The sequence below is a fragment of the uncultured Campylobacter sp. genome (assembly GCF_937959485.1).
GTDB lineage: Bacteria > Campylobacterota > Campylobacteria > Campylobacterales > Campylobacteraceae > Campylobacter_B.
Window position 1 is genome coordinate 104,855 of sequence record NZ_CALGPY010000014.1, and the last position, 25,196, is coordinate 130,050.

The following is a 25,196-nucleotide window of genomic DNA, read 5'->3' on the forward strand; positions in this document are numbered from 1 at the left end:
GTTTGAAAAGCGCCTATATTTTCCCAATCGTCGGCACAGTTTTATTTCTGTTTTTTAATCTTTACATCTACAGATCGATCAGCGCGCGCTTTACGCCATATAAAGGCTTCGCTACGTTTCGCCCCGTCCTGATTTTGCTTTGCGTTGCTTTGGCGATTTTAGATGCGATATTTTTTGCGGGTTTTGGGCTTAATGGAAGCTTTAAAAACGAGCTGCTCTATAAAGCTTGCGTATTTTGCATGGCAGCGTCCTTTTCGCTCTTTTTTATCTGCCTTGCTTACGATGTGCTAAGCGCCGCTGCGCATGTAGTTAAATTTAGCCAAAACAGGCGAAAATTTTTAAAAACCTTTATCGACATAACCTTCGTAATAATGGCGTTTAGCTATATTTTTAAGGGGCTTTATAATGCACTAAAAATTCCAAAAATCACCGAGCGCGAAATAAAAATCAAAAACTTAGCTCGCGAGCTAAGCTTCGTCGTCATCTCGGACGTGCATCTGGGCGAGTTTTTGAAAAAGGAATTTTTGCAAGGCGTCGTAGCGCAGATAAACTCACTAAATTACGATGCGCTGCTGATCGTGGGCGATATGTTTGATCTGCGCTCGGATGAGCTCGGGGATATTTTGCAGCCTCTTGAGGCGATCAAAAAGCCTATCTTTTTCGTCACTGGCAACCACGAGTATTACCGCGGCGACGCAAGCGGGCTTATCGCGGCAATGCAAAAAGCGGGCGTGCGCGTGCTGCAAAACGAAAGCGTGGAATTTGAAGGGCTAAATTTAATGGGCGTGCACGATCTTAGCGGCCTTCGCTTCGGATATATGCAGCCCGATCTCGGCGCTGCGCTAGTGCAGGTGGATCCCGATAAGCCTAAAATTTTACTCGCGCATCAGCCAAAATACGTCGTGGATTTCGTGCGCGACGAGGTCGATCTGTGCATCTGCGGGCACACGCACGCGGGGCAAATTTTCCCGTGGACGCTTTTGGTGCTGCTTAGCCAGAAGTATCTTTACGGGCTGTATAACGACGGGCTGAAGCAAATTTACGTAAGCAGCGGCGTAGGGTTTTGGGGCCCGCCGATAAGGGTCTTTGCTGATGCCGAGATCGCGCTGCTTAAGCTTAGAAAGGCATAGATGAGAAGTTTTATTTCGAGGATTTTCGGGATTATCGCCGCGGTGAAATTTCCTAAATTTATACAAAATTTTATCAACCGCAAATATGTGGAATTTTTTAAAATCGATATGAGCGAATTTGATCCGCCGCAAAGCTACGCGAGCCTAAACGCGCTTTTTACCCGCCGCTTGCTGTGTCCGCGAGAGATAGCGGCAGACAAGACGGCTTTTATAAGCCCTAGCGACGGCATGATCTTTGAGAGCGGATACTGCGCCGATCTGCGAGCTTTTAGCGTAAAAGGCTGCGAATATAGCCTTGGCGAGCTGCTGGGGCGGACGTTTACGGCAAGCGAAAGCGGCGGAGCGGTTAAAAATTTAGATGACGGTGCGGTTGCTACGAACGGGAGCAGCGAGGTTGGAACCGGATGCGCAAAAGATGCCGGCGCAGGGATGAAATTTCGCGCCGCGCAAGCGAAAATCATAAGCGACGAAAGCGGCGTAAATTATTCTGCAAGCGGCGTGCAAGCTGAAATTTATAGCGATAAAAGCGGTGCGAGCCGCGAAACGAGTGCAATTGACGCCCAAGGCGGCGAAAATAGAAAGGGCGTAAATTTAAGCTACGCAAACATCTATCTAAGCCCGCGCGATTATCATCATTATCACGCGCCGTGCGATCTGAGCGTGCTGCAGGCGCTTTACATACCTGCTGATCTTTACAGCGTGGCGAAGAAGCTTTTACTTAAAATTCCAAACCTCTACGCTAAAAACGAGCGCGTGATTTTAAAGTGCAAGATGCGTAACGGCGGGATTTTGTGGATGGTTTTCGTGGGTGCCTTAAACGTCGGCAAGATGAGATTTGATTTCGATGCGCGAATACAAACGAATGCATGCGCAAGTAGAGCTGAAGCGCTTTACGAATATGAAAATTTAAACTTTAAAAAGGGCGATCATTTGGGAAATTTCGAGCTGGGCTCGACGATCGTACTTGTAGCGCAAAGCGAGTTTTTAAAATTTGAAACTCCGGCTGATACGTCCGTAAAATTCGGACAAAAAATCGCAGAATTTAATGAAATTTCACAAAATTCCATTTAAAATGCAGGATTTTTTCTTTAACTAAAATTAATTTTATTTAAATTTGGCTATAATCATCTCACTTTAAATCAAAGGATTTAACATGAAAAATTTAAAAGCTTTTACGATGATTGAGCTTGTTTTCGTCATCGTCGTTTTAGGTATTTTGGCGGGCATCGCGGTGCCTAGATTAGCCGCTACGCGCGATGATGCCACGATCGCTAAGATGCGCGGAGACATCGCTGCCATTAGAAGCGGACTTTCGCTAGTTAGAAGCGAGAATATGATGAGGGGCGTGACTACGTGGCCTGGTCTAGAAGCTAATCCAGATGTAGCCGGTACGCTTTTTGAAGGTGTTTTGCAGCAGCCCATCTATCCAATGAAAGCTGGTGGCAGAAACGGCTGGAGCTTAGTTGCAAATGGTAATGCTAATGCTACGTCCACATATACAGCTACCGTTGCCGGTCAATCAACTACTTTTAACTACTATCCGACTGCGGCTTCTAGACCTGCAGGCTCAACGGTTAATGTAGGTTCGTTCGACTGCAATCATCAACAGCCTCTTTGTCAATCCTTAGCTCAATAGCTAAATGCTCTATTATGAAGTTGCGGTTTTGGGTGCCAGCCTAAAGCCGCTTACTTATAGTTCAAATTTTAAAATTCCAGCTTATCGAATCGTATCCGTTCCTGTAAAATCGAGCGTCAAATCCGCCGTGATTCTGTGCGAGGTTGCAAAACCGACCTTCAAAACCAAGGAAATTTTAGAGATTTCGCAGCTTAAATTTACCTCATTTCAGATCGCACTTGCAAATTTTATCGCGTACTACTATGTCTGCGAAAAGAGCGTTGCATTTGGGATTTTCGAGCCTGCGAGCGATACGGCGCAGGATTTGCGGAATTTGCAGGAGGATCCTACGACCGAGCGGAATTGCGCTTGCAAGCAAATTTCCGTTATTAAGCCAACCTCCGCTTGCAAGCAAATTTCTACCCGCGAACAAAATTTTATTTCCGAGCAGGATTCCATCACCACACAAAATTCTACGCTCGACGATAACTTTAGTGCCATACAAAATTCAGCCTCAATCCAGAATTTTGCATTGACGAGAAATTCTACTATCTCAGAAAATTCTGTTACCGTCATAAATTCCGCCATCGCGCCAAATTCCATGCAAAGGCAAAATTTAAAACAGGTACCAAATCCTACCTCACAAAATTCGGCATCAAATTCTATCACCGCACAGAATTCTATCCAAGAGAGGGACTTTGTCGATGAGCAAAATTCCGTTTCGATCCAAAATTCTACATTGGCTCAAAATTTCGTCGCTATGAAGACCGCTATAAATTTTGCTGCTGCGCCGAGTTCGGCACACAAACAAAATTCCGCCACTATGCAAAATTCTATCCAAGAGCGAGATTTTGCCAAGGGGGAGAATTCCGTTTCGATTCAAAATTTTACTTCATCGCAAAATTCCGTCCTAATTCAAAATTTAGACGCTACCGCGCAAAGCCCCATTTCGCAGCCGCTAACCCCGCTTCAAATAGGTAAAATTCCAAACCTCACCCCCGCGCAAGAGCAAGCGCGTAAATTTGCCGAAGCCAACGAGACGTCGCTGATTTTCGGCGATACGGGCAGCGGCAAGAGTGAAATTTATATCGCGCTAATCGCGCAGGCGCTCGCTGCGGGCAAGCAGGCGCTGTTTTTGATGCCCGAGATTTCGCTAACGCCGCAGATGACGAAGCGGCTACAGAGCTATTTCGGCGAGCGGCTCGGCGTCTGGCACTCCAAAATTTCGCCCAAGAAAAAGCGCGAAATTTTAGCGAAATTTAACGCAGGCGAGATCAGGCTCATCGCAGGTGCCCGCTCGGCGCTGTTTTTGCCCTTTAGCGATCTGGGTCTCATCGTCGTGGATGAGGAGCACGACGACAGCTACAAATCCGCCGCCGCGCCGCGTCTAAATGCCCGCGACGCCGCGATTTTCGTCGGCAAGAAGCTTGGCATCCGCGTGATTTTGGGCTCCGCGACGCCCGCGCTTAGCACCTACGCGAAGCAGCCGCACTTCCGCCTGCGCGGCACCTACTTTAGCAGCGCCAAGCGCTTCATTTTCGACGAGAGCGAAACGGGGCTGAGCCCCAAAATTTTAACCGAGATCGGGCGCAGCCTCGAAGCCGGCAAGCAGGCTGTCGTGTTTTTGCCGACGCGCGCGAACTACAAATATATGGTTTGCGAAAACTGCGGGCAGATCGTGCGCTGCCCGTTTTGCGCCGTCGGGATGAGCTATCACGCGGACGCTGCGGCGCTGAAGTGCCATTACTGCGGCTTTAGCACGTTTTACAGGGCGTCTTGCGAAAACTGCGGCGGCGAAGTGATGCAGGCACGCAAGATCGGCACCGGCGAGCTTGCCGCACAGCTTGCGGCGCATTTCCCGAGCGCTCGCATCGCTAAATTTGATCGCGACGAGATCACCACGCAGCGCAAACTCGAGGCGCTGCTCAATAACTTCAACGCCCATAAAATCGACATTCTGGTAGGCACGCAGATGCTTAGCAAGGGGCACGATTACCATGGCGTCGATCTTGCGGTGATAATGGGGATCGACGAGCATCTGAGCTATCCCGATTTTAGGGCGTGCGAAAAGACGCTAGCGCTTGCGATGCAGGTGGCGGGCCGCGCGGGTCGCTCGGGGCAGGGCAGGGTCGTCATACAGACGCGCCAGAGCAGCTTTTTTAGGGATTATATCGAAAACTACGATGATTTTTTACGCGACGAGGCGGAGTTTCGCGAGGGGCTTTATCCGCCGTATATGCGGCTTTTGCGCGTGCTGGTCTCGCATAAAAACGAAAAAGCAGCGAGCGAGATAATGAATGTCGCGCTTGAGCTTTTACGCCGCAAACGGGCGGAAGGTAGCGAGTTTGCATCGCATGATAGATTGGATACAGGCTCAAAGCGAGCAAGTTTAGATGCTTTAAATTTAGAAAATTCTGCGCAGCAGGGCAGTAAGCAGATGTCAAATTTTAAATTTCAAGGCTCGGATTTGCGCGAGAGTTATGTAAATTTAAGCTCCCAAAAAAACGCTTCAAATTTAAAAAATGCCGCGCAAATTTCAGCTTGCGACGAGGAAGCGGACAACGTGAATTTAAAGCCTGAAAGAAACGAGATCGCGCAAAATTTTATAAATTTAGCGGCCGAAAATCTTGCCGAAAATTCCGCGCAGTATTTGAAAGAGAAGGCGAGCGAGAGCTTTGAGATCATCGGCTACGGTAAGGCGGGTATCGCCTACATCGCGTCGAAATTTCGCTTTGAAATTCTGCTGCGCGCTAACTCGCACGTGCCGCTCATTAATGCTGCGCGCGCGCTTGAGCATCTGCCCGTCGAGATCGATATGGACCCCGTAAACTTCGGCTAGACGGAGCTTTTAAAATTCGAGCGAAATTTTATCCGCCGCGGACGCCTTTTTGCAGCGTTTGTTTGCGGAGCGGGCTAAAAAATAGTGGCAAAATTTCGGGTAAAATTTAAGGAGACGATTTGAGCGATAATTTAGATGAGCTAAGAGAAGCCTTACGCGGAAAGCACGCGAAGGCGTCTTGCGGATCGCAGACAGATAGCGACAAGCCCGATGCTTGCAATCTGAATTTAAAACCGGATTTAAAACTAGATGGCTCGGAGTTTGCAGATGATAGCGCAGAAACATATACCTACAAGAACGCGAGCCTTTCGAGCAAGGATAATACCATAATCATAGATTATGACAGAGCCCCATTAATCATCACAGATCATCTCTATCGCGATTACGTTAAATATCAATTCCCTGCGATGTGCTGCGCATTTTTAATATTTTTGTTTTTTGCCATCATCGTGGTGGGTCAGCCAGAGCTAGGCGTATTGCGGATGTTTATCCTAGTGCCCTTACCGCTCATAGAGGCGGCTAGGCGCGAGGGCGAAGCATATTTCGTGATGACGAACTCTGCCGTCGCGTATTATAAAAAGGGCGAAATTGTGAAATTTTTTGAGCTACAAAAGATCGGTGCGATGGCGGTTAGCTTCGATTGTAGATGGAGTTGGAGGCAGCAAATGCCGTTAGCCCTTAAGATCGTTATCGCCGTTTGGGTTTTACTCGCGCTTAAGTTTGGCGGAGACGACGAAAGCGTGAGTGTCAATATTAGAAATATAGTTTGTATTTTTACTATGGTACTTACCCTGCTTTACGGCTCTAAGATATTTATGCATCTACATAATGGCAGCCTCGGATTTTTCGGTATTCACGATCAGCTCGTGCTATATAAAGAAAACGCCAACGTTGATATAATGAATATTTTGATGGCAAACAAGGATGAATACGTGCAGCTACGGGAGTATTTCTTAGCCGTGCTAAATGTCGATATAGACGAGCTGCGGCGCACGATGTCGGTTTTCGATGAAAAGATAGAATTTAAGAAATTTAAATTCTAAATCGGTGCGTTTGAGGGTTTGTTCGCAGGAACAAATATAGATTCCGTGAGTTTTGGCTAGGCGCGCAGTTAAGCGAATTTTATTTATCTAATTTTGCCCGCGGAATTTACATGATACGACGATAAATTTTACATCCCGTCGTTCTTATATCAGATTAAAATCAAAATATAATATCAAATTGCAAATGCGATTTAATCTTAACGGGATATAATAAGTCATCGCTTTTTTTTGAAAGAGGTAAAACTATTTGCACCGATATAGAATATAGAAAGGCGACGATTTGAAAAAACTACTTAGAAATTTTATGATTTTTGTGGGCTTCATCTTTATGTTATACGCATCCTATTTTCTATATTTTTATTCTAAAAGAGCCGAATATGCGACTATTTTATTGCAAAAGGCGCTTCGTTATGAAGAGGAATTTTTTACTTAGAAAACATAAAATTTAGACCCGTCTGAGCAAACCAAGCTACGGCATGAGTTTGAAAAAGAGAAATTAAAACTAGAAAAATATTGCAGCGATGCCATAATAAACGGCGAAAATGGTCATTGCAAGGTTTATTACAACCTCGATTTTGACTATATCCATTTTTACGACGGGCGAAATCAGGATATCGCGCTTGGCTACGACTTTGATAACGAAAGCATCGAGTTTTATAAAAAACTATCAGATCATTATGATTACAAAGGCAAAAAATGCAGATCGCGCAGGGTATACAGCGAGCACCATGCGACATTTGCGATTGATAATTTTGAGTATGCGACATTTTGGTTGGGAGATCATGGCGAATTTACCCTAAAAGATCCATATATTCATGAATGTGAATAAAAGTGATCGGTAATTTAAACATCGAAAGCCTGCCGTATAGATCGGCGGTATATGCATAAATTCATATTTGTGCGGATACGATAATGTATTTTATACTTTGATTAAGTAATTATGTTGTATAAGCTTATACAACCGATAACAAAAAACGCTTTTAAGGCTTCAAAAGCCTATTTAAGGAGTGAGGGATGCAAGTTCGTTTTATTTTAGCGATCTTGTTTGCCGTATAGTTCGCAAAAGCGGATGATATAAAGCATCCATCGATGCCATGGCAACTGGAACCTATTTTATGGAAAATTCAAGATAAAAAAGTTGTAAGAAAAGCTCTTCACGAACCTATGATCCGGGGTGCAACTACCTTTAACGGCAAGAGTTTTTATTTCTTTACGATAGAAGATAATGCAACGCTCAAAAAAGAGTATGAAGAGCATTTATCAAAAGAAAGAGACTTCTGCAACGACTTTTACGATGATCTGTTCAAATGGAAAAATATAAGCGTAATCAAGCCTCTGGTTTTTGATACGACGGATTACAATGACCCCATTTTAAAGAAAAATATGGGCGATTGCTGGTATATGGATATGAATAAAACGATTAGAGACGGCTTTATCGGACGCGGATTTACATTGTATAAATTTGATAATAAGCTTTTGTATATTATGATTTACAAAACCACTCCTTATATATATCAGACGGATGATTTCGCAAATCTTGCTTACATTTTAGATCCGCAAGAATGTAGTAAAATCATAAAAGATCCTCGTAGCAGGGTAAATTTAGAAATTCCGGGCAATATTATATATAAACCACGTCTGTTTTATGCCGAACCGATACGTTATAAAGATATAGACTATCTACTTTTCATAGATTTTGACAATACGCACAGCGGACAACTATTCAACGTCGCAATCAGGAAATTTAAAGACGGTATTTTGCAAATGCCTGTTTGTAGTAATTCATATTTAAACACGAAGCTTTATCGATAGGAGCGGTTATGTGGGTTCATATTTTCATCTTAATGATCGCATTCGTACTATTTGCGAATGCAAACGATGTAAGCGATACGGAAATTCCTTTTGATTTAAAAATAGCTTTATGGAAAGCTAATGATAGGAAAGTAGTAAGAAGCAATCCTTCCGGTATGGTAGAAGGAGAAACCACTTTCAACGGAAAAACCGTTAGCTTTTGGCAAATAGATAGAAATGCAACGCTCAAAAAAGAATATGAAGAGCATTTATCAAAAGAAAGAGACTTCTGCAACGACTTTTACGATGATCTGTTCAAATGGAAAAATATAAGCGTAATCAAGCCTCTGGTTTTTGATACGACGGATTACAATAACCCCGTTTTAAAGAAAAATATGGGCGATTGCTGGTATATGGATATGAATACAACGATTAGAGACGGCTTTACGGGGAGAGGATTTACGTTATATAAATTTGATAATAAGCTTTTGTATATTATGACGTATAGAGATTTTCGGCAATACGAGATGTCTTTTGCAAATTTTATGTATATTCTAGATCCGCAAGAGTGCAGTAAAATTATAAAAGACCCCTCATACGATTCATATCATAGCAGGGCAGATTTTGAGGATTATCGAAACAAGATCGCAGGAGACACCCTTATTTATTTCGGACCGATAAAATATAAAGACGAAGACTATCTGCTTTTTATCGATTCCATAAATTTAGTAGGCAACATTAAAGCGATTTCTATTAAAATTAGTAAATTTAAGAACGGAGTTTCGCAAACATCCGTTTGTAGAAATTTGTATTTAAATACAAAAATTTACCATTAAGTAGTTAATCATACAAATGCATCCAGTTGCGATTGATAAATTTTGAGCATGCGAAATTTTGGTTGGGAAATCATGGCGAATTTACCCTAAAAGATCCTTTTATCGCTGCGGTTTTGGGCTTGCAGTTTTTGCTTCCCAATCTGCGTTTTTAAAATTTTGTTCGGATTTTGCGTCGCCGCACATGCTTTTGCTCGCCCCTTTTCGATATACAGCGCTTACTCCTCGTCTCCCTCCGTTCGTACGATCAGGCTTTTTGGAAGGCGGAATTTCTCGATGATCTCGCACTCTTTGGTGCGCATCTGCCCGTCGTCGCTCTCGTGGTCGTAACCTAGCACGTGCAGCAGACCGTGCGTAAAAAGTAGCGCCTTCTCGTCATCCCTGCCGTGCCCAAGCTGCGCGGCTTTCAGCTCTACGAGGTCTAAATTTATCACGACCGAGCCGAGCAGCACGGGGGCGAAATTCTCGCCGCCAAAATTCTCACTCTTTAAATTTTCATCGTTAGGATTTTCGCCCTCGGAATTTTCGGAATTTATGGTATTGGAATTTTCGCTCGCAGAATTCGCGGCGCTTGTATTTTCACTAGAGGAATTCGCAGCGTTTAGAATTTTATCGCCGCTGTTTTCATGCGCGGAGCTCTCTTCGCTCAAATCCTTGCCGAAGCCCGCAAACGCCGCAGGATCGAGCGGGAAGCTCAGCACGTCGGTCGTCTTATCGATGCCGCGCGTTTGCGCGTTTAGCTGTCGCATCTCCTCGCCGCGCACGAAAATTAGCTCGACGCTCCCGCCGCCCAGCTCCGCCGCGATTGCGTCCAAAATTTCGGGATAGGGCTGCTCGCAAAGTATCATTTTTACCCCTCTTTTATAAAATTTTCGTATAATTTTAGCAAAAAAAGGACGAAAATGAGAGCTTTATGCGTGATCAGCGGCGGCATGGACAGTGCGACTTGCGCCTATATCGCGAAGCGTGAAGGTTACGAGATCGTGGCGCTGCACTTTGACTACGATCAGCGCACGATGGGTAAGGAGCGCGAGTGCTTCGGTAAAATTTGCGACGATTTGGGGGTCGCAAAGAGGTTCGTTTTAGACGCTCACTTCATCGCGCAGATCGGCGGCAGCGCCCTTACGGACGGCGCATTGCCGATCAGGAAGGGCGCGGCGGAGCTTTGCAGCGCGGCAAATTCCAAGAATGCTCGCCTAGACGGACAAAATTCTATCGCGACAAATTCTATTAATGCCGAGATTGGCGGGCAAAATTTTACTGCGTTAAATTTCTCGGCGAGCCCTGCGGACGCTCCGCTCGGTGCAGATTCGGCGCGAGACAGCCGCTTGCAGAGCGGTGAAATTTTAACGCAAGAGAGCGAAATTTTACTAGGGGGCGATGAGCCTTCGCCGCAAGGCAGCAAAATTTTAGCCCGCGACGACAAAATTTCATCGCAGGGCAGCAAAATTCTGGTTCAAGAAGGTGAAATTTCACCTCAAAGCGGAGTCGAGCCGCAGCAGGGCGATAAAATTTCATCGAAGCACGCAGGGGGTAAAATTTTACCGCAAAGCCGAAGCGATAAAATTTCACCGCTAAGCGATGAGAGCGTGTTTTCGGATCTGCCGAGCACCTACGTGCCGTTTCGCAACGGCGTGTTTTTGAGTATCGCCGCCGCGCTCGCCGAGAAGGAGCGCTGCGACGCGATCTTCATCGGCGTGGTGCAGGAGGACAGCAGCGGCTATCCCGACTGTAGCGCGAGCTTCATCGGCGCGTTTGAACGAGCGCTCGATCTGGGTACGAGCCGCGACTTTCATCCGCGCATCAAAACCCCGCTCGTGCACCTTAGCAAGGCGCAGATCGTCTCGCTGGCGCTTGAGATCGGCGTGCCGCTGGAGCTTACGTGGAGCTGCTACGAGCGCGAGGACGCTGCGTGCGGGCTTTGCGACAGCTGCCTGCTGCGACTTAAAGGCTTTGCGGGTGCCGGCGCGAAAGATAAAATCCCCTACGCGATAGAAGCTTAGGCGTGCCGCGGTTAAATTTGCAGAGCCCGCGCGACTCGGCGCGTCATCAGCGCCTGATATGCGCGGGTTTTTGAATACGTAGTGCCGCACGATTTGTGGCGAGATTTCAAACATACGGCGACGGTCTGCGCTTTGCGCGCGTCGAGCTGCGGCTGTAAATTTAAACCGCGCTTTGAAATTTTAAAAATTTTAACGAGAGCGTTGCGCACGGTTCAAAGCAAAAATCAATTATAAATTTAACCCTACGCTATATTTATTAGCGCGCAGGTGGATATAAATATATCGCGGTATAATCCTAGAATTAAATTTTAAGGAGTAGGAAATGGCGTTTGCTGCGGAATATATTTCTAAAGAGGATATTAAGAAATATGGCGTTATTGACATAGTAAATAGCTCCAGAGCAAATTTTGGTGAACTTCCATTGGGCGATCAACGTATAGAGCAGCTTGATTGGGTCATCGATAGGCAGAGGGATATTTGGTTTATCTTTGTGTGTGATCCGCACTTACCAGATCCGCGAGATGGATTTACGGGTGAGGAGATTTATATTTTATGTTATAAGGGCAATGTTATTGAGCTTGATATAAGGCGAATTTATGACGAAACCACAAGTAAAATGCTAGTCGATAATCCGTTTTTTATCAAATATAAGCTAGAAAATATAAATTCTAGTATTGACGGAATTTCGTTAGATGAGCTTTATAAAATTTTAAAAGAAGCTCTAACAGAATACGGTAATCGCGGTATTAGAGGTAGAGATAATTTACCAAAAGAACATGAAATCGTAACTTTTCTGCACGATTAAGAAAACGTAAAAACGACAAGCTAACAAAAAGTCGATCAAATTTTAGTAGACATTGCAAGCAGCGAGGGCGTGCAATGGTAGCGGTACCGATGGCGGTGCGAGAATGAAAGGAGTTTAGCAAAACGTGGCGCGAGCCTGAAATGCGATGTGTAAATCAAAGTGAATTTTATCCAAAACCCAACCGTGAGCGAGCGCGAGATAAAATTTTACTCAAACATCCAGCGCGTGAGAATCCGCTAGCAGACGCAGACTATTTGTAAATTTTAAAATTTTACTCAAACGCCGAGCGTAGATTTAGATGCGGGATAATCTCAAGCTCTGCGGGTGCCGTAAACTCCTTTTTACGCAGCTTTTCTATCGCCGCGCGCGCGATCATAGCGGCATTGTCGGAGCAAAATTTCATCGGCGCGAAAAGTATCTCGCAGCCCGCCCGCTCGCACAAATCCGTCAAAAGTCCGCGCAGATGCAGGTTTGCGCTCGCTCCGCCCACGACGCCGAAGCGCGCAAAGCGGCGTAGCTCAAATATCCGCTCCAGCTTATCCAGTATGTGCGCGCAAGCCGCGTCCTCAAAGCAGCGCGCCAGATCGTGCATCGCCCGCTCATCCAGCTCACCCGCTTCTTTTAGCTTTTCGATCTGCACGCGCACGGCGTTTTTAAGCCCCGAAAAGCTATACTCCAGCCGCCTGTCGCCCTTCAGCGGCACGGGCAGCTCAAACCGCGGCTCGCCGCTTTTTGCGAGCTCCTCGATGAGCGCGCCGCCCGGATAGCCGAGCCCCAGCATCTTTGCGACCTTATCGAAGCTCTCGCCGAAGCTGTCGTCGCCGGTGGTCGCTAAAATTTCGATACCCCCCGCCGCGTCGATATCCAAAACCATCGTATGCCCGCCGCTAACGAGCAAAACGCCCATCGGAAATCGCGCCTCGCGGCCTAAAAACAGCGAGTAGACGTGGCCTATGAGATGATTTACGCCGATGAGCGGCAAATTTAGCGCGAGCGCGAGCGCTTTTGCCATATTTACGCCGCCGATCAGGCTCACGCTAAGCCCCGGGGTATTGGTCGCTGCGACGGCGCTAAGCTCGCCAAAATAGGGCTTTGCGCGCTGCAAAATCCGCGGCAGCGCCTCAGTATGCAGTCTCGCGGCAAGCTCGGGCACGACGCCGCCGTATCTGGCGTGATCGGCCTCCTGGCTTATTTTTTCGTAAAATTTCAGCTCGAAACTACGCTCGTCCATCACCGCGATCGAGCTGTCGTCGCAGCTGCTTTCAATAGCAAGTATCACACAAAATCCTTAAAATTTTTTCGCTCATTATACTCAAAAATCGGCTCTGCGGCGCAGATGAAATTTTAAAATTTAAAATGGTGCGCTCTAAATTTTGTCTTTGTCGCAATATGTTCGTACTCGCGGGGAAAATTTTAAAATGCGCCGTTCGGCTCAGTGCGCTAACGGAATTAAATTTAAAACGCGTCGCCGCGCATCTTGCTCCCACACCGCGGTTTGCCTGCCGCGGCAGGTAAAATTTTAGATAGATGAAATTTTGGCAGTTGAAATTTAGCGAGCAAATTTAAAATGGCCTTTGGATTTTAAAGTTCCAAAGGCCATTGCGATTAAATTTAGCAGCAAATTTAAAGGCTAAATTTCGGGCTCTTGCTCCTGCTTTTTCTCGCCGCTTGGGATTGCGGTGTCGTACCAGTCGAGCTTGCGAGTAAAATACATAACGAGAGAAATCACCGCGAATATCATCAAGCTTCCCATTAATAGGGCGTAGTCTTCGGAATTTAAGATGACATAGAGGATCGCATATGAAACGAGCTGAACGCAGGTGATGAAAATGCCCCAGCGCGCGCCTTTGAAAATCGCGCTTGCGTAGAAAAACACTATCGCACTTACCGCGATCGCCGAGATAGCGTAGCTGATCGCAAAGCCTATATGCTCGGAAAGCGAAAGCACCAGCAGGTAGAAAACGACGTCCTCAAGCCCTATTAATAGGTATTGGATCGGATGGATGCGCTCGTGAGTATATACTTCGCACAAAAAGATCGCTAAAAACGGCACCGCTAAGAATAACAGCGCGTAATCCGTGCAGCGCTTAATCAGCGAGTAGTTGTTCACGGGCTCGATGAAGCCGATACTTACGGCGTCGTTTCTATCGTCGTTGCTGCGCCAGTTCGTCATAGCGACGCGGTCATCTTGATCTGCAAGCCACGCAGGAGCAATGCCCGCGGCTAAGCCTGTAACTTCCCACGAAGCTTTAAAACCGCTAGCGCTTACCTCGCGCGATTTGGCGATAAAGCCGCCGCCAAAGCTAGGCGATGCCCAAGTAGAGCTAATCTCAAAACGGCTATTTTGCGCGATCGGAGCTAGATGAAGTGCCTCGCCGCCTTGGATTTTAAGCGTGCCGCTGATGCTAAAATCAGACGACAGCGCGGAAGCGGGGAGCTTGTAGATTAAACTCCGATCGAAAATTTTAGCTTCGGTGTTTCCGTGATATTGCTTAAGCTCCTTGCCGTTTAGGTTTAAAGCGGGGGAGGCGGTGAAGGATTTTTGATTGCCTACGCCGAGCACTAGCACGGCTTCGTCGAAATTTAGTCGCGCAGGATCGACGCCGAGCTCGGTATAGTTTATCGCCTCAAAGTCCGCTTTTAGCGCGAAGTCGCCGTTATATATCGGAACGCGAAAAATCCCGCGCTTTAAATAGGTGGGGTCGATCTGCGCTGATAAGAAGTAATTTTTTGGTACGATGATGAAATTTTTTTCTACGCGCCTTTTTACGAGCTCGTTGTTGCTTTTGTCTATCGCTTCGATTATCTCTGCATAGGGCACTACGATCGCAAGGCCCTGGATTTGCAGCTCACCACCCACCGGCGTGAGGATCGAATCCTGCGCGAGCTGCTTGGTTTCGGAGCGGGAGTAGGTGAGGTTATCGATAAAGCTTAGCGGAATTAACAGCAGCAAAAGCAGCACTAAAACTATGAACGGTTTCGTCCAAAACGCGCCGCGAATGGCGTTTCTAGTAGAATTTAACAAAGGCTCTCCTTTTAAGTAGAATTTAAAACAGAATTTTAACGATGAAGAGTAAACGGATGGCGCTTTAAGCGGGAGGAATCTTATAAATTCTAAAGGAACTTTGGATGTGAAGCGCTGCGGATATTGCTTTGAATTTTTGGAATTCCGCTGCAAGCTAGAATTTCATTGCGAATGAGAATTTTGCTATTCGCAAAAATTTTATGAGAAAATTTCTGTTAGTAGAATTTAAAGGCTTGAAATTCAAAACCCTTGGAATTTCAAATTTCCAAAGCCCTTAGAATTTTAAAATTCCAAGGGCTTTGAATTTTTAAAATTTCGCCGCTTTAGCGTGCAAAATTTCGTGCGATCATCTCGCGTAAGCTTTAAAATTTATACGCCACGCTTAGCTTGAAATTCCGTCCAGGCTCCCAGTCGATAACGTTTGAATCCCCGGTGAAATCGGCGCTGCGCTGCGAGTGCGATGCGTAGGCTTTATCAAAGAGATTGTAAACGCCCGCGTTGATCTCAAGCCCTTTAAATCGTCCGCTATCTGGAGCGTAGGTGACGTATAGATCGTGAACTGCGTAGCTAGGCACTTTTGTTTTTTCGTCGCTATTTGCGGAGGCTACGTTTTTGGAGTTGAAAAAGAGCAAGTTATAGCCCAGCAGTAGATCTGCCGCAGAGATTGCGTACTCGGCATTGAAGGTGTATTTATCGCCATAGTCGCGGTAGCCGATGATGTTTGAGCTTAGATAGCCCGAGCCGCTGCGCACGCGATCTTTATATTCTACGTGCTGGTGGGTGTAACCCGCAGCAAGGCTCAAATCATCTAATATCAATCTTGCGAAAAGCTCGACGCCGTCAATATCCGCGCCGCCTGCATTAGCCCTGCATAAGGTGCCCTGCGCGCCTCCAGGGCAGCCGATAACGCCGCCGCGAGCATTATTATCTACGATGAGATTTTTATACTCCGTTCTAAAATACTTCGCAGTTAGGCTTACCGAGGAGTTCTCTCCTAGCTCGCTTTTGTAGCGACCGCCTATTTCGTAGGCGTTGCCCGTAGTGGCTTTTAAATTTTCGTTAGCCATCCAGCTTAGCGGTCTGCCACGGCTAGTGCCCGCAGCCATCATGCTCTCTATTACGTCAGGTCCTCTAAATACTCGCGCATAGCTCGCAAATGCCCCAAATCCTGCGCCGATCTCGTAATCAAGCGCCAAGGCGGGGCTTACTTCGTCAAATTTATATTTGTAGCTAGAGATATTAGCGCCTCTGCCGTTATAAGTCTTTAGCTCGTGCCTTTCGTAGCGGATGCCAGGAGTTACCGTAAGCCCGCCGTATCGCATAGCATCCTCTAAATAGACGCTGTAGTTATCAACCCTTTCCGGACGCAAATTTCCGGGCTTAACGTAGTTTTCGGAGCGATAGTAATCAAAGCCGTAACGCAGCGTATGAGCCAGATCGCCCGTTTCAAATTTACTTTTAGCGCCGATTTTGCCGCCTTTGGTCTCGACGCCCCATTTTACGTTCGTCGAAGTCGATCCGATGCGTTGATGCTTTGTATAGTATCCAGTGATGTCGAGTTCTAGCAGGTCGCTTGGATTATACGTGTATTTGATCGTGTGCGTATCGCGCTCGTATTTGCGGTTATCCAGCTGTCCGTTTAACCATGAGCCGAATTCCGGTCGCAGCGGATAGAGACCTTTATACTGCATATGCTCGGTAGATAGCGAAATTTTATGAAAATCCAAAAAGCTATAGCCCGCTTTTAATAAATAATTTATATCGTTGCCATCGCCGCCAGTAGGTTTGCCGTTGCCAGATTCGCCGAAGCCGTATCCGTAGTGCTTGAATGCAGCAAGCATATCTAGGCTATCAAACGCCCTACCATAGAGCATCGCGCTTTGCGAATAGCCTTCGTTATTGCTCGTATAGCCCACTTTGAGCTTCGCGCCGATATCTTGACCCTCTTCTAGCAGGTCGCTGGCATCCACAGTCTTAAAAGCTACCGAGCCGCCCAAAGCACCCGAGCCGTTTACGACCGAGCGCGCGCCGACATCGACCTCTACGGCTTTGATAAGATCCGGATCGATTAGTAAATCGGCGTTGTGATGAAAGGTATTGCCGTTTTGCTTCGCGCCGTCAATCGTGATATTTAGACCGCGATCGCTCACACCGCGCATATAAATTTTTTTGATTCATGCCGTTGGTGCCGCCCACATAAACGCCTGGGATGTCGCGAAATACGTCTTTTACGAGCGTAGCATTGCGGGTGTTGATTTTTACATCATCCACGGTGCTAGGCGTGCTAGAATCACTAGTAACTTCGATTACGCCTAGGCTTTGCGTATTTGAATCCTTGCTTTTGGACGCGTCCGTAGCGCTTGATTTCTCGTCTGCTTGTGCGCTTAAGCAAAGAACCGTGCACAAAGACAAAGCCAGATGAAATTTTTTCATACGAAACTCCTAAATGATAATAAGATTAAAAAACGGCAAATAATATAAAATTAATCCTTTATTTTATATTAATTATCAAGACATTTTAAAATCATTAGAATTTTATCTCCGAATGCTTTGTTATCATTAAATAAAGCTAAATGATAAAATATAATTTAAATATCGCTCATCAAAATTTTAGTAAAAATTAAATCTACTTTTGATAAAATCGCTCATTTTTTAGCAAACGGATCTGCTAAATTTATAAAATTTTAAAATTCTTAAGGAGAATTTATGGGCATTATGGAATTTTTGGCGCATTACGTGGATTACATTATCTTTGCGATCCTCGGATTTATGAGCTTTTTAGTCGTGTGGTTCAGTATCGAAAGGCTGCTTTTTTATTCGAAGGTTAAGGCGAGCGATTACAAAAGCAAGGCGCTATATGAAGAGGCTCTGACTAAAAATTTAACGACGCTTTATATCGTTTATTCAAATGCCCCGTACATTGGTCTTTTGGGCACAGTTATTGGCATTATGATCACATTTTTTGATATGAGTACTGCAAGCGGTATCGATACCAAGGCTATCATGCAAGGTCTTTCGCTTGCCCTTAAAGCTACCGCTACTGGCCTAGTCGTCGCCGTGCCTACGCTCATCATCTACAACGGCTTTGTCCGCAAGGTAGATGTGCTTCTAAACCGCTACGATGAGGTTAAATAAATGAGCATCCCTAGACGAGACGGGCTAAATATTGTCCCGTTCATCGACATTATGCTGGTGCTGCTAGCGATCGTGCTTAGCGTTTCGACTTTTATCGCGCAGGGTCATATCAAGGTCAATCTGCCCTCGTCTTCGAGCTCGCAAAATCCGCAAGAAGATAAAAAAGTTACCATCAAAGTGGATAGCGAATCTAAAATTTATCTAGACGATGTCGCAATAAGCGAGGATGAGCTTGAGGAAAAAATTGCCGCGCTCGATAAAAACGATCTTGTCGTGTTGAAAAATGATAAAGACTCGAAATTTTCCTCTTTCATTTCGATCATGGATGTCCTAAAAAAGGCAGGCCATGAAAAATTTGCGATCGTGACCGAAAAAGAGCAATGAATAAAGATAGCGCAGTAGGTTTTATCGTATCTTTGGTGCTGCATTGCATCATCGCTGTGGGTGTTTTTGCTCTTTTATCGTCGGCACCGAAGCCGCCTAGCATGCCCGATATGATAGCCTTTTCCATCGATAGCATAATGGATGATGCCAAGCAGGGCGATATCTCCGATGAACCCAATATCCCGCCTCCTTCCGATCAGTCCGAACCGGATCCTGAGCCCGAGCCCATTCCGCCGGAGCCCGAGCCCGAACCGGAACCAACTCCGCCTGAGCCAGAGCCAATACCGGAGCCCGAGCCGATTCCTGAACCGGAGCCTATACCAGAGCCTGTAGTCGAAAAACCAAAACCGGTCGAAAAGCCTAAGCCAAAGCCGGTAGAAAAACCAAAACCGGTCGAAAAACCTAAGCCGAAAAAAGAGCATAAAGTTCAAAGCAGCGATAGGAATTTAACGGCAAAATTTGACCCGACAAAGCCTATTTCGCTGGGTAGCGGCGGGGGCGGGGGCTCCAGTAGCGCAGGCGGCGGTAGCGACGCCATCACGAGCCGCGGAGATCCTAGCAATAGCGATGTCGGCAAGAAAATTTTCACCATCATTTCTCGCTACGCGCAGTCGCACTACCCTAAAAATGCGCAACGTATGCGTAAAATCGGCGTCGTAGGCGTGCACTTTACCTATACGGCAAGTGGCGATGTTAAGGGTCTTCGCGTTACGTCTTCCTCGAATGTAGATTCGCTTGATGAGGGCGCGTTAAGCGCGGTCGAGCGCACAAAAGGTAGCTTTCCAAAGGTCGAGAAAGATATGGAATTTAACTTTAGCATAAAATATACGCTAAATTTTAACTAGCCTTAAAGTTTCTACTAAAAACCCCTGCCTGGGCGGTGAAATTTTAAAATTTTACCGCCCTTACCGCTTTATCTTAGCTCGCAAAATTCCATCTTGGCGAAGTAAAATTTTAAATTCGCCGCTTTTGCCGCATGAACTTTTATAAACGGATTGGCGTCTTGGAATTTAAAATTTAAACGGAGAAAATTATGTCTTTTCAAATTTAGCCAAGCAAGCATCTTAAAGCGTTAAAATTTTAAATTTAAGCTGCGAAATTGCTAGGAAATTCCACTGATTTTAATGGAATTTTTACTATAATTTCGTATGAAATTTAAAAGATTAAAGGAAATTTATGATAGACGTTTACGACTTGGCGGTGATCGGCGGCGGTCCTTGTGGCATCGCTTCCGTAGTAGAAGCCAAAAGAAACGGGCTTGCGCACGTACTTCTGCTTGAAAAAGGCGACAACCACTCTCAAACGATTAGGCAGTTTTACAAAGATAAAAAGCGCGTCGATAAAGAATATAAGGGCTTTGATAGCGAGACGCGCGGCTCTATTTCGTTTGAAACCGGCACGAAAGAGAGCGTGCTAAATTATTTTGACGAGCTCTTAGATAGCGACGAAATCGATACGAATTTCAAAAGTGAGGTCGAAAAGATCAAAAAGCACGCAGATGAGTTTTATATCACGACTAGCTCGGCTGGATACCGCGCGCGCAACGTCATCGTCGCAATTGGCAGGATGGGCAAGCCTAATAAGCCCGCTTATAAAATTCCACCTTCGATCACGCAACGCGTAAATTTCAATCTAGATAAATGCACGATTAATGAAAAAATTCTAGTCGTCGGAGGCGGTAACTCAGCTGCAGAATACGCCATAGCGCTATGCAAGACCAATGTCGTGACGCTTTGCTATCGCAAGGCTAAATTTACCCGCCTAAACGAGACGAACGAAAGCGACGTAATGCGCGAGACCAAATACGGCAACATCATCTTGCGCTTAGGTATCGATATAGAGGCTCTTGAGAATGAAAACGGCAAGGTGCTGGTAAAATTTGATAGTGGCACCGAGCTCGTATTTGACCGCGTGATATACGCGATCGGCGGCACGAGCCCGATCGATTTTCTTAAAAAATGCGGCATCGCTTACGATGAAAACGGCGTGCCGATCGTGGATGAAAATCTTCAAACCGCCACTAGCGGGCTTTACGTCGGTGGAGATCTCATCAGCAGAAGTGGTGGATCGATCGTGGTGGCGATAAATCACGCTCATACCATCATCAAAAATATCCGCAGATGAGGCTTTATCAGCCAAAAAAGGGTTATCGCTACACTAGCGATACGATTTTTTTGTGGAATTTTATAAGAAGCTCAGGCGTGCGTAAAGCTGACGCAGCATCGCAAAATGGCTCTTGGGCGCTGGGCTGTGGCGTGGAATTTAAAGACGCGACAGATGGAGGCTTTAATGCGCAGTTTTGCGCCGCGGATTACGCAGGCGACGAGGTGGAATTTTGCGCCAAGGATTGCGCTTTTAGCAAAGAAGAGTCGTATGCCGCTGACCATAGCGCGAGGAATGATCGTGATTTTGGAGGTAAAAGCTGTGCCGAATTCCAGGCGGAATTTAAAAAGGAATTTCAAGAGGCATTTTGGGCGAAATTTCAAAGCGAGCACTGCAAAAATTCCGATTTTCAAAGCGACGAAGCCTGGCATGCTTTAAAGCCTGATATCGCAAGCGGTGAAAATTTTAAATTTTGTGACGAGCAAATCGCGCAGCCTTTAGAATCTCAAAAGACGTACTATAAAAATTACGCGAGCAAATTTGAAGACGTCAAGGCGCGCGAGGATTTTGCTGCGGAGTGCTTGCGTGACGGAGGGTTTGCTGCTTGCAATGAGCGTAGCCTAAAAGGCGCGCTAAATCCGCGAGCGATATACGGCGACGTGCTGGATGTGGGCGCAGGATGTGGAATTTTAGGGCTTTTACTAAAACGCGATTTTGAGAGTATTAATTTAAGCTTGCTAGAAATTCAAGAGCGAAATTTAGAAATCTTAAGGCTGAATTCTTTGCAAAACGATCTACCTGCCGAGATTTTGCACGCGGATTTTGCGGAGTTTAAAAGTAAGAAGCGTTTTGACTTTATCGTCTCAAATCCGCCTTTTTATCGAGAGCGTATTTCGCTTAGCAAAGAGCCTCACATGGCGCTTAGTAAGAGCGCAGCAAGCCTTAGCCTACGGGATTTTGTGCGATCTGCGAATGCTCATCTTAAGCCTGGCGGTACGCTTATTTTTTGCTACGAGGCGGGCAAGCTAGCTAAAATTTGCGAGCTTTTGGGCGAGTTTAGGCTAAATTTGACGAGGCTTGGTTTTGTCTATCCTGACATTTCAAAGCCCGCTAAGCTCGCGCTTTTGCAGGCTCGTAAGAACTCGCGCTCGCCCTGTGAGATCGTTCTTCCGATCTATGCTAGCGCGCACGGAAGGCGCACCGCACAAGCCCACGCGATCTATAAAAGCGCAAATCTAACGAGCGTGGATTATGAGTGAGTTCGGCTTTAGCTTTGATGCAAGCGCGTGCGAGCGCTGCGGCGGTAAGTGCTGCACGGGAGAGAGCGGCTATATCTGGATAGATGAGAGCGAGATTGCGGCGCTGGCGGTAAAATTTAAAATTTCGCCTGCAAGGATTAAGGAAATTTATTTACAAAAAATAGGCGCTAAATTTAGCGTAAAAGAAAAACCCTTTGAAGGCGGCTTAGCGTGCGTGTTTTTTGACGAAGCGCAACGCAACTGCGGGATTTACGAGCTGCGTCCGAAGCAGTGCCGTAGCTTCCCGTTTTGGGAATATTTTAAAACGCATACTAAAGAATTGGAGGAAGAATGTATCGGGGTAAGGTTTTAAGCGGAATTTTAATCGCGGCGATGATTTTAGCGCCGCAGTATCTAAGTGCGGAGAGTGGGACGAATGCTGCAGCGGCGAAGCAGTCCGTTACGGATAAAAAGGCGTCTGATCGGAATTCCAGCATTGGCACAAAAAACGGTGCAAAAGATGCAATTAAAAAGAGCTTGATAAATCGCGGCGTAAGCGCTAAAAGCATAACCAAAGAAAAGCTAAATCACGCGATGCGAGCGCAAGAGGACGCCGAGCTAAATTTCGATTTGCTTACAGCTTTGGAGCTACTGCATAAAGATCCAGTCGCATCGATGTTTTTATACGAAAAGGCATACAATAAAACGGGCTCGTCCGTTTATCTGCTAGAAGCGCTAAAGACTGCTTTTGCGATCAAAGATCGTAAAAATACGGCGCGCTATTTAAAGCTCGGCGAAAAGAGCCTAAGCTCAGACTCTGAGTATCTGCGAGTAAAGATCGGCTACTACTTAGGCATTAAAGATAATCTAAATGCCAATACCGCTGCTCTTAAGCTAGTTACCGTAGATCCCGTTTCGCGTAGTTACGCGATCTTAGCGGCGACATATTATGCGATGGAGAATTTTACTTTAGCCAAAACCTACTTCGAAAAAGCCTATGAGCTAGACAAAACCGACGAAAATCTCATCAGATTATGCGACGTGCTGCTAAATAAACTCGATGATTCGGACGGAGCGATCCGCATCATCGAGACGCACAGGCGCATCTACGGCTGCGCCCAGGGTATGGCGTGCGAGCTGCTAGCTGATGTGTATCGCGCGAATAAACGCTATTTAGATGTCGCTAAGATCGATGAAGCGCTGTATGAAGCCAAAGGGGATAATAAATTCTTAGACGATATGATAGCGATTTATTACTACTCAAACGACTTTGATAAAATAATCGAGCTTTTGAAGAAATACGACTACAAGCGCGAGCTTCTAATCGACGCCTACGCGCATAAAAAAGACTATAAAACCGCAATTAAAATGGCGCGCGATGAGTTTATGAAGACCAAAAATTATGACTTTTTGGCGATCGAGGCGATCTACGAATATGAAAGTGCGGGCAAAAACGTGGACGCCAAGACCCTATCTAGCGTAGTGGCGAAATTTGAAAATATCGCGCCGCAGCTTAAAGACCCCGTGCATCTAAATTACTACGGCTACATCTTAATAGATCATGATTTGGACGTTCGCAAGGGCATCGAGCTCGTCCGCCGCGCTCTACAAAAAGACCCCGACTCGCCGTATTATCTGGACTCGCTTGCCTGGGGATACTACAAGCTTGGCGAATGCGACAAGGCTAAAAATGAAATGGCTAAGATCAAAGACGCAGAATTTTTTAATTCCCCCGAAGGCAAAGAACATTTAGAGGCGATCGATGCGTGCGCCGCAGGCACAGGCGTAGCGCCGCAGAATTCCATATCGCAAAACCCCACTACGATAAAAGGCTCCGCGCCGAAAGATCAGGCGCCGCAAAGCCCGGCAATAAAAACTCCTTCGCCTAATTCCATAAAATCTACGGCGCCCGAAAGCTCTGTGTTAGATTCCGCACGTCCGAGCTCCGCTGCAACGCGTGATTTAACGCCAAAAGACTCCGCTTCGCAAAATTCTGCCGGGTCTGCAAATTCCGCGATTCAAAACCAGACACCAAATTCCGCGGCTTCTGAAAATTTTGCGACGCCTATAAATTCCGCCGCGCAGAATTCTGCCTCGTCAAGACAAAATTCCGTATCGAGGCAGGATTTTATGCCAGAGCAAAATTCTACATCGAAAGAGCCCACCGGCTCTAAAATCCAGACACCAAAGCAGTAGCGATGATTTTAGACGAAATTTTAAAGCGCACTCGCGAGGATCTCGCGCTTCGTAAAGAAAGACTGCCCGAGGATCTGCTCGGCCGCTCGCTAAGCGCTAATCCCTACGAACCGCGCGACGTCATAAGCGCGCTTAGAAGCGATGAGAAGGATCCGCTACGCATCATCGCCGAGATTAAAAAGGCAAGCCCGAGCAAGGGGATCATCCGCGAGGATTTTGAGCCGCTAAGCCTTGCCGTGGAGTACGAAAATGCAGGTGCGAGCGCCTTTTCGGTGCTTACCGAGCCGCATTATTTCAAAGGCGATTTGGAGTTCATCCCACAGATCCGCCGCTACACTCGTACACCCATTTTGCGCAAGGATTTCATCGTCGATCGTTATCAGATCCTCGAAGCGCTGGTTTATGGCGCGGATTTTATCCTGCTGATCGCCAAAGCGCTTGAGCGCAAGGAGCTAAGAGAACTGCTTGAGTTTGCCCGCAGGCTGGGACTTGAGGCGCTGTGCGAGATCCACGATAAGGACGATTTGAAAAAAGTGGTCTTTGCAGGCGCCGATATTATCGGCATCAACCATCGAAATTTAGAGACTTTCGAGGTCGATACGAGCCTGAGCGAGCGACTGATCCCGTTAATTCCAAACGGTAAGATCATCGTCGCCGAAAGCGGTCTGCACTCGCACGAGCAGCTTTTAAGCTTACATAAGGTGGGCGTCGATGCGTTTTTGATCGGCGAGCATTTTATGCGCCAAGATGACGTTGGCGCGGCACTGCGCGAGATAAAGCTCGGCGCGGGCGGCTAAATTTAAACCCGTTTGTTTGATCGCACGAGAATGGATCGGAACGAGAAGTTAAATTTAGCGAAGGGAGTGAAATTTTAAGGCAGTAAATTTTAAAATTCGTAAAATTCGGCTGACTTTAAAATTTAACGGCTCTTTAAATTTAGCGCCGCGCCGCAATTTAATATCGCACATCGCGCGAGAATTCACGCTGCGCTTTGGCATCGTGAGTTTGTTATTGCGCGCCGTGCGAGCGGTTGCGGAGCGAGGTTTAAATTTGCGC

Annotated in this window: 22 protein-coding genes and 2 pseudogenes; 19 read left to right on the plus strand and 5 right to left on the minus strand. The window is 46.3% G+C overall.

Annotated elements, in window-relative coordinates; translation table 11 throughout:
* Positions 1 to 2 precede the first annotated feature (2 nt).
* From Q0380_RS09290 to Q0380_RS09325, 8 genes are all read left to right on the plus strand, one after another.
* Positions 3 to 1,130, plus strand: coding sequence for a metallophosphoesterase (locus Q0380_RS09290; protein WP_298963002.1), 1,128 nt, complete (start codon positions 3 to 5; stop codon positions 1,128 to 1,130).
* A 108-nt stretch (positions 1,131 to 1,238) separates the two neighbouring features.
* Positions 1,239 to 2,201, plus strand: a complete 963-nt coding sequence (asd, locus tag Q0380_RS09295) for an archaetidylserine decarboxylase (protein ID WP_298963504.1) — start codon at positions 1,239 to 1,241, stop codon at positions 2,199 to 2,201.
* Positions 2,202 to 2,283: 82 nt separating this feature from the next.
* Complete coding sequence (locus Q0380_RS09300; protein WP_297945110.1) at positions 2,284 to 2,766, plus strand: prepilin-type N-terminal cleavage/methylation domain-containing protein; 483 nt, start codon at positions 2,284 to 2,286, stop codon at positions 2,764 to 2,766.
* Positions 2,767 to 2,770: 4 nt separating this feature from the next.
* Positions 2,771 to 5,584 (plus strand): primosomal protein N', encoded by a 2,814-nt coding sequence (gene priA, locus Q0380_RS09305; protein ID WP_298963005.1) that lies wholly within the window; start codon positions 2,771 to 2,773, stop codon positions 5,582 to 5,584.
* 119 nt (positions 5,585 to 5,703) lie between these two features.
* Positions 5,704 to 6,627 carry a hypothetical protein gene (locus Q0380_RS09310; protein WP_298963008.1) on the plus strand — a complete coding sequence of 308 codons (924 nt, stop codon included), beginning with the start codon at positions 5,704 to 5,706 and terminating at the stop codon, positions 6,625 to 6,627.
* A 280-nt stretch (positions 6,628 to 6,907) separates the two neighbouring features.
* Entirely contained in the window at positions 6,908 to 7,060 is a 153-nt protein-coding gene (locus Q0380_RS09315) for a hypothetical protein (RefSeq protein WP_298963010.1), read from the plus strand.
* 731 nt (positions 7,061 to 7,791) lie between these two features.
* On the plus strand, positions 7,792 to 8,439 hold the full coding sequence (locus Q0380_RS09320; protein ID WP_298963012.1) for a hypothetical protein: 648 nt from the start codon (positions 7,792 to 7,794) through the stop codon (positions 8,437 to 8,439).
* A gap of 8 nt (positions 8,440 to 8,447) precedes the next feature.
* Positions 8,448 to 9,254, plus strand: a complete 807-nt coding sequence (locus Q0380_RS09325) for a hypothetical protein (RefSeq protein ID WP_298963015.1) — start codon at positions 8,448 to 8,450, stop codon at positions 9,252 to 9,254.
* A 215-nt stretch (positions 9,255 to 9,469) separates the two neighbouring features.
* On the opposite strand, the gene ybeY is transcribed toward Q0380_RS09325, so the two are convergent.
* On the minus strand, positions 9,470 to 10,099 hold the full coding sequence (ybeY, locus tag Q0380_RS09330) for an rRNA maturation RNase YbeY (RefSeq protein WP_298963018.1): 630 nt from the start codon (positions 10,097 to 10,099) through the stop codon (positions 9,470 to 9,472).
* A 54-nt stretch (positions 10,100 to 10,153) separates the two neighbouring features.
* Here ybeY and Q0380_RS09335 point away from each other — a divergent pair.
* The 3 genes and pseudogenes from Q0380_RS09335 to Q0380_RS09345 form a co-directional block, all read left to right on the plus strand.
* Positions 10,154 to 10,450 (plus strand): annotated as a pseudogene (locus Q0380_RS09335) (7-cyano-7-deazaguanine synthase); the annotation flags it as partial.
* Between the two features lie 399 nt (positions 10,451 to 10,849).
* Positions 10,850 to 11,254, plus strand: a pseudogene (locus Q0380_RS09340) (7-cyano-7-deazaguanine synthase); the annotation flags it as partial.
* A gap of 322 nt (positions 11,255 to 11,576) precedes the next feature.
* The gene (locus Q0380_RS09345) at positions 11,577 to 12,059 is read left to right on the plus strand and encodes a hypothetical protein (RefSeq protein ID WP_298963020.1); all 483 of its coding nucleotides are present in this window, start codon (positions 11,577 to 11,579) and stop codon (positions 12,057 to 12,059) included.
* 271 nt (positions 12,060 to 12,330) lie between these two features.
* On the opposite strand, the gene tsaD is transcribed toward Q0380_RS09345, so the two are convergent.
* The 4 genes from tsaD to Q0380_RS09365 form a co-directional block, all read right to left on the minus strand.
* Positions 12,331 to 13,338, minus strand: a complete 1,008-nt coding sequence (gene tsaD, locus Q0380_RS09350) for a tRNA (adenosine(37)-N6)-threonylcarbamoyltransferase complex transferase subunit TsaD (protein ID WP_298963022.1) — start codon at positions 13,336 to 13,338, stop codon at positions 12,331 to 12,333.
* A gap of 351 nt (positions 13,339 to 13,689) precedes the next feature.
* Positions 13,690 to 15,084, minus strand: coding sequence for a cell envelope integrity protein CreD (creD, locus tag Q0380_RS09355; RefSeq protein ID WP_298963024.1), 1,395 nt, complete (start codon positions 15,082 to 15,084; stop codon positions 13,690 to 13,692).
* 362 nt (positions 15,085 to 15,446) lie between these two features.
* The gene (locus Q0380_RS09360; RefSeq protein ID WP_298963026.1) at positions 15,447 to 17,234 is read right to left on the minus strand and encodes a TonB-dependent receptor; all 1,788 of its coding nucleotides are present in this window, start codon (positions 17,232 to 17,234) and stop codon (positions 15,447 to 15,449) included.
* On the minus strand, positions 17,203 to 17,517 hold the full coding sequence (locus Q0380_RS09365) for a hypothetical protein (RefSeq protein ID WP_298963028.1): 315 nt from the start codon (positions 17,515 to 17,517) through the stop codon (positions 17,203 to 17,205). Before Q0380_RS09365 ends, Q0380_RS09360 begins: the two co-directional genes overlap by 32 nt.
* Positions 17,518 to 17,799: 282 nt before the next feature.
* Between Q0380_RS09365 and exbB the strand changes: the two genes are divergently transcribed.
* The 8 genes from exbB (at position 17,800) to trpC (ending at position 24,937) form a co-directional block, all read left to right on the plus strand.
* Positions 17,800 to 18,219, plus strand: a complete 420-nt coding sequence (gene exbB / locus Q0380_RS09370; protein WP_177389024.1) for a TonB-system energizer ExbB — start codon at positions 17,800 to 17,802, stop codon at positions 18,217 to 18,219.
* On the plus strand, positions 18,220 to 18,603 hold the full coding sequence (gene exbD, locus Q0380_RS09375) for a TonB system transport protein ExbD (protein WP_295151962.1): 384 nt from the start codon (positions 18,220 to 18,222) through the stop codon (positions 18,601 to 18,603).
* Positions 18,600 to 19,448 (plus strand): energy transducer TonB, encoded by an 849-nt coding sequence (locus Q0380_RS09380; RefSeq protein WP_298963030.1) that lies wholly within the window; start codon positions 18,600 to 18,602, stop codon positions 19,446 to 19,448. The genes exbD and Q0380_RS09380 overlap by 4 nt, the downstream gene beginning before the upstream one ends.
* A 331-nt stretch (positions 19,449 to 19,779) precedes the next feature.
* Positions 19,780 to 20,727: an NAD(P)-binding domain-containing protein gene (locus tag Q0380_RS09385; RefSeq protein WP_298963033.1), complete on the plus strand. Its 948-nt coding sequence runs from the start codon at positions 19,780 to 19,782 to the stop codon at positions 20,725 to 20,727.
* Positions 20,724 to 21,965, plus strand: a complete 1,242-nt coding sequence (locus Q0380_RS09390; protein ID WP_298963035.1) for a methyltransferase — start codon at positions 20,724 to 20,726, stop codon at positions 21,963 to 21,965. The genes Q0380_RS09385 and Q0380_RS09390 overlap by 4 nt, the downstream gene beginning before the upstream one ends.
* Entirely contained in the window at positions 21,958 to 22,317 is a 360-nt protein-coding gene (locus Q0380_RS09395) for a YkgJ family cysteine cluster protein (RefSeq protein WP_298963037.1), read from the plus strand. Before Q0380_RS09390 ends, Q0380_RS09395 begins: the two co-directional genes overlap by 8 nt.
* Entirely contained in the window at positions 22,296 to 24,140 is a 1,845-nt protein-coding gene (locus Q0380_RS09400) for a hypothetical protein (RefSeq protein ID WP_298963039.1), read from the plus strand. Before Q0380_RS09395 ends, Q0380_RS09400 begins: the two co-directional genes overlap by 22 nt.
* Before the next feature lie 2 nt (positions 24,141 to 24,142).
* The gene (gene trpC / locus Q0380_RS09405; protein WP_298963041.1) at positions 24,143 to 24,937 is read left to right on the plus strand and encodes an indole-3-glycerol phosphate synthase TrpC; all 795 of its coding nucleotides are present in this window, start codon (positions 24,143 to 24,145) and stop codon (positions 24,935 to 24,937) included.
* Positions 24,938 to 25,196 lie beyond the last annotated feature (259 nt).

Coding starts and splice junctions, on each gene's coding strand:
- asd (WP_298963504.1), top strand. CDS start 1,239: ATGAGCGAATTTGATCCGCCGCAAAGCTACGCGAGCCTAAACGCGCTT.
- Q0380_RS09300 (WP_297945110.1), top strand. CDS start 2,284: ATGAAAAATTTAAAAGCTTTTACGATGATTGAGCTTGTTTTCGTCATC.
- priA (WP_298963005.1), top strand. CDS start 2,771: ATGCTCTATTATGAAGTTGCGGTTTTGGGTGCCAGCCTAAAGCCGCTT.
- Q0380_RS09320 (WP_298963012.1), top strand. CDS start 7,792: ATGATCCGGGGTGCAACTACCTTTAACGGCAAGAGTTTTTATTTCTTT.
- Q0380_RS09325 (WP_298963015.1), top strand. CDS start 8,448: ATGTGGGTTCATATTTTCATCTTAATGATCGCATTCGTACTATTTGCG.
- ybeY (WP_298963018.1), bottom strand. CDS start 10,099: ATGATACTTTGCGAGCAGCCCTATCCCGAAATTTTGGACGCAATCGCG.
- Q0380_RS09345 (WP_298963020.1), top strand. CDS start 11,577: ATGGCGTTTGCTGCGGAATATATTTCTAAAGAGGATATTAAGAAATAT.
- Q0380_RS09365 (WP_298963028.1), bottom strand. CDS start 17,517: ATGAAAAAATTTCATCTGGCTTTGTCTTTGTGCACGGTTCTTTGCTTA.
- exbB (WP_177389024.1), top strand. CDS start 17,800: ATGGAATTTTTGGCGCATTACGTGGATTACATTATCTTTGCGATCCTC.
- exbD (WP_295151962.1), top strand. CDS start 18,220: ATGAGCATCCCTAGACGAGACGGGCTAAATATTGTCCCGTTCATCGAC.
- Q0380_RS09380 (WP_298963030.1), top strand. CDS start 18,600: ATGAATAAAGATAGCGCAGTAGGTTTTATCGTATCTTTGGTGCTGCAT.
- Q0380_RS09385 (WP_298963033.1), top strand. CDS start 19,780: ATGATAGACGTTTACGACTTGGCGGTGATCGGCGGCGGTCCTTGTGGC.
- Q0380_RS09390 (WP_298963035.1), top strand. CDS start 20,724: ATGAGGCTTTATCAGCCAAAAAAGGGTTATCGCTACACTAGCGATACG.
- Q0380_RS09395 (WP_298963037.1), top strand. CDS start 21,958: ATGAGTGAGTTCGGCTTTAGCTTTGATGCAAGCGCGTGCGAGCGCTGC.
- Q0380_RS09400 (WP_298963039.1), top strand. CDS start 22,296: ATGTATCGGGGTAAGGTTTTAAGCGGAATTTTAATCGCGGCGATGATT.
- trpC (WP_298963041.1), top strand. CDS start 24,143: ATGATTTTAGACGAAATTTTAAAGCGCACTCGCGAGGATCTCGCGCTT.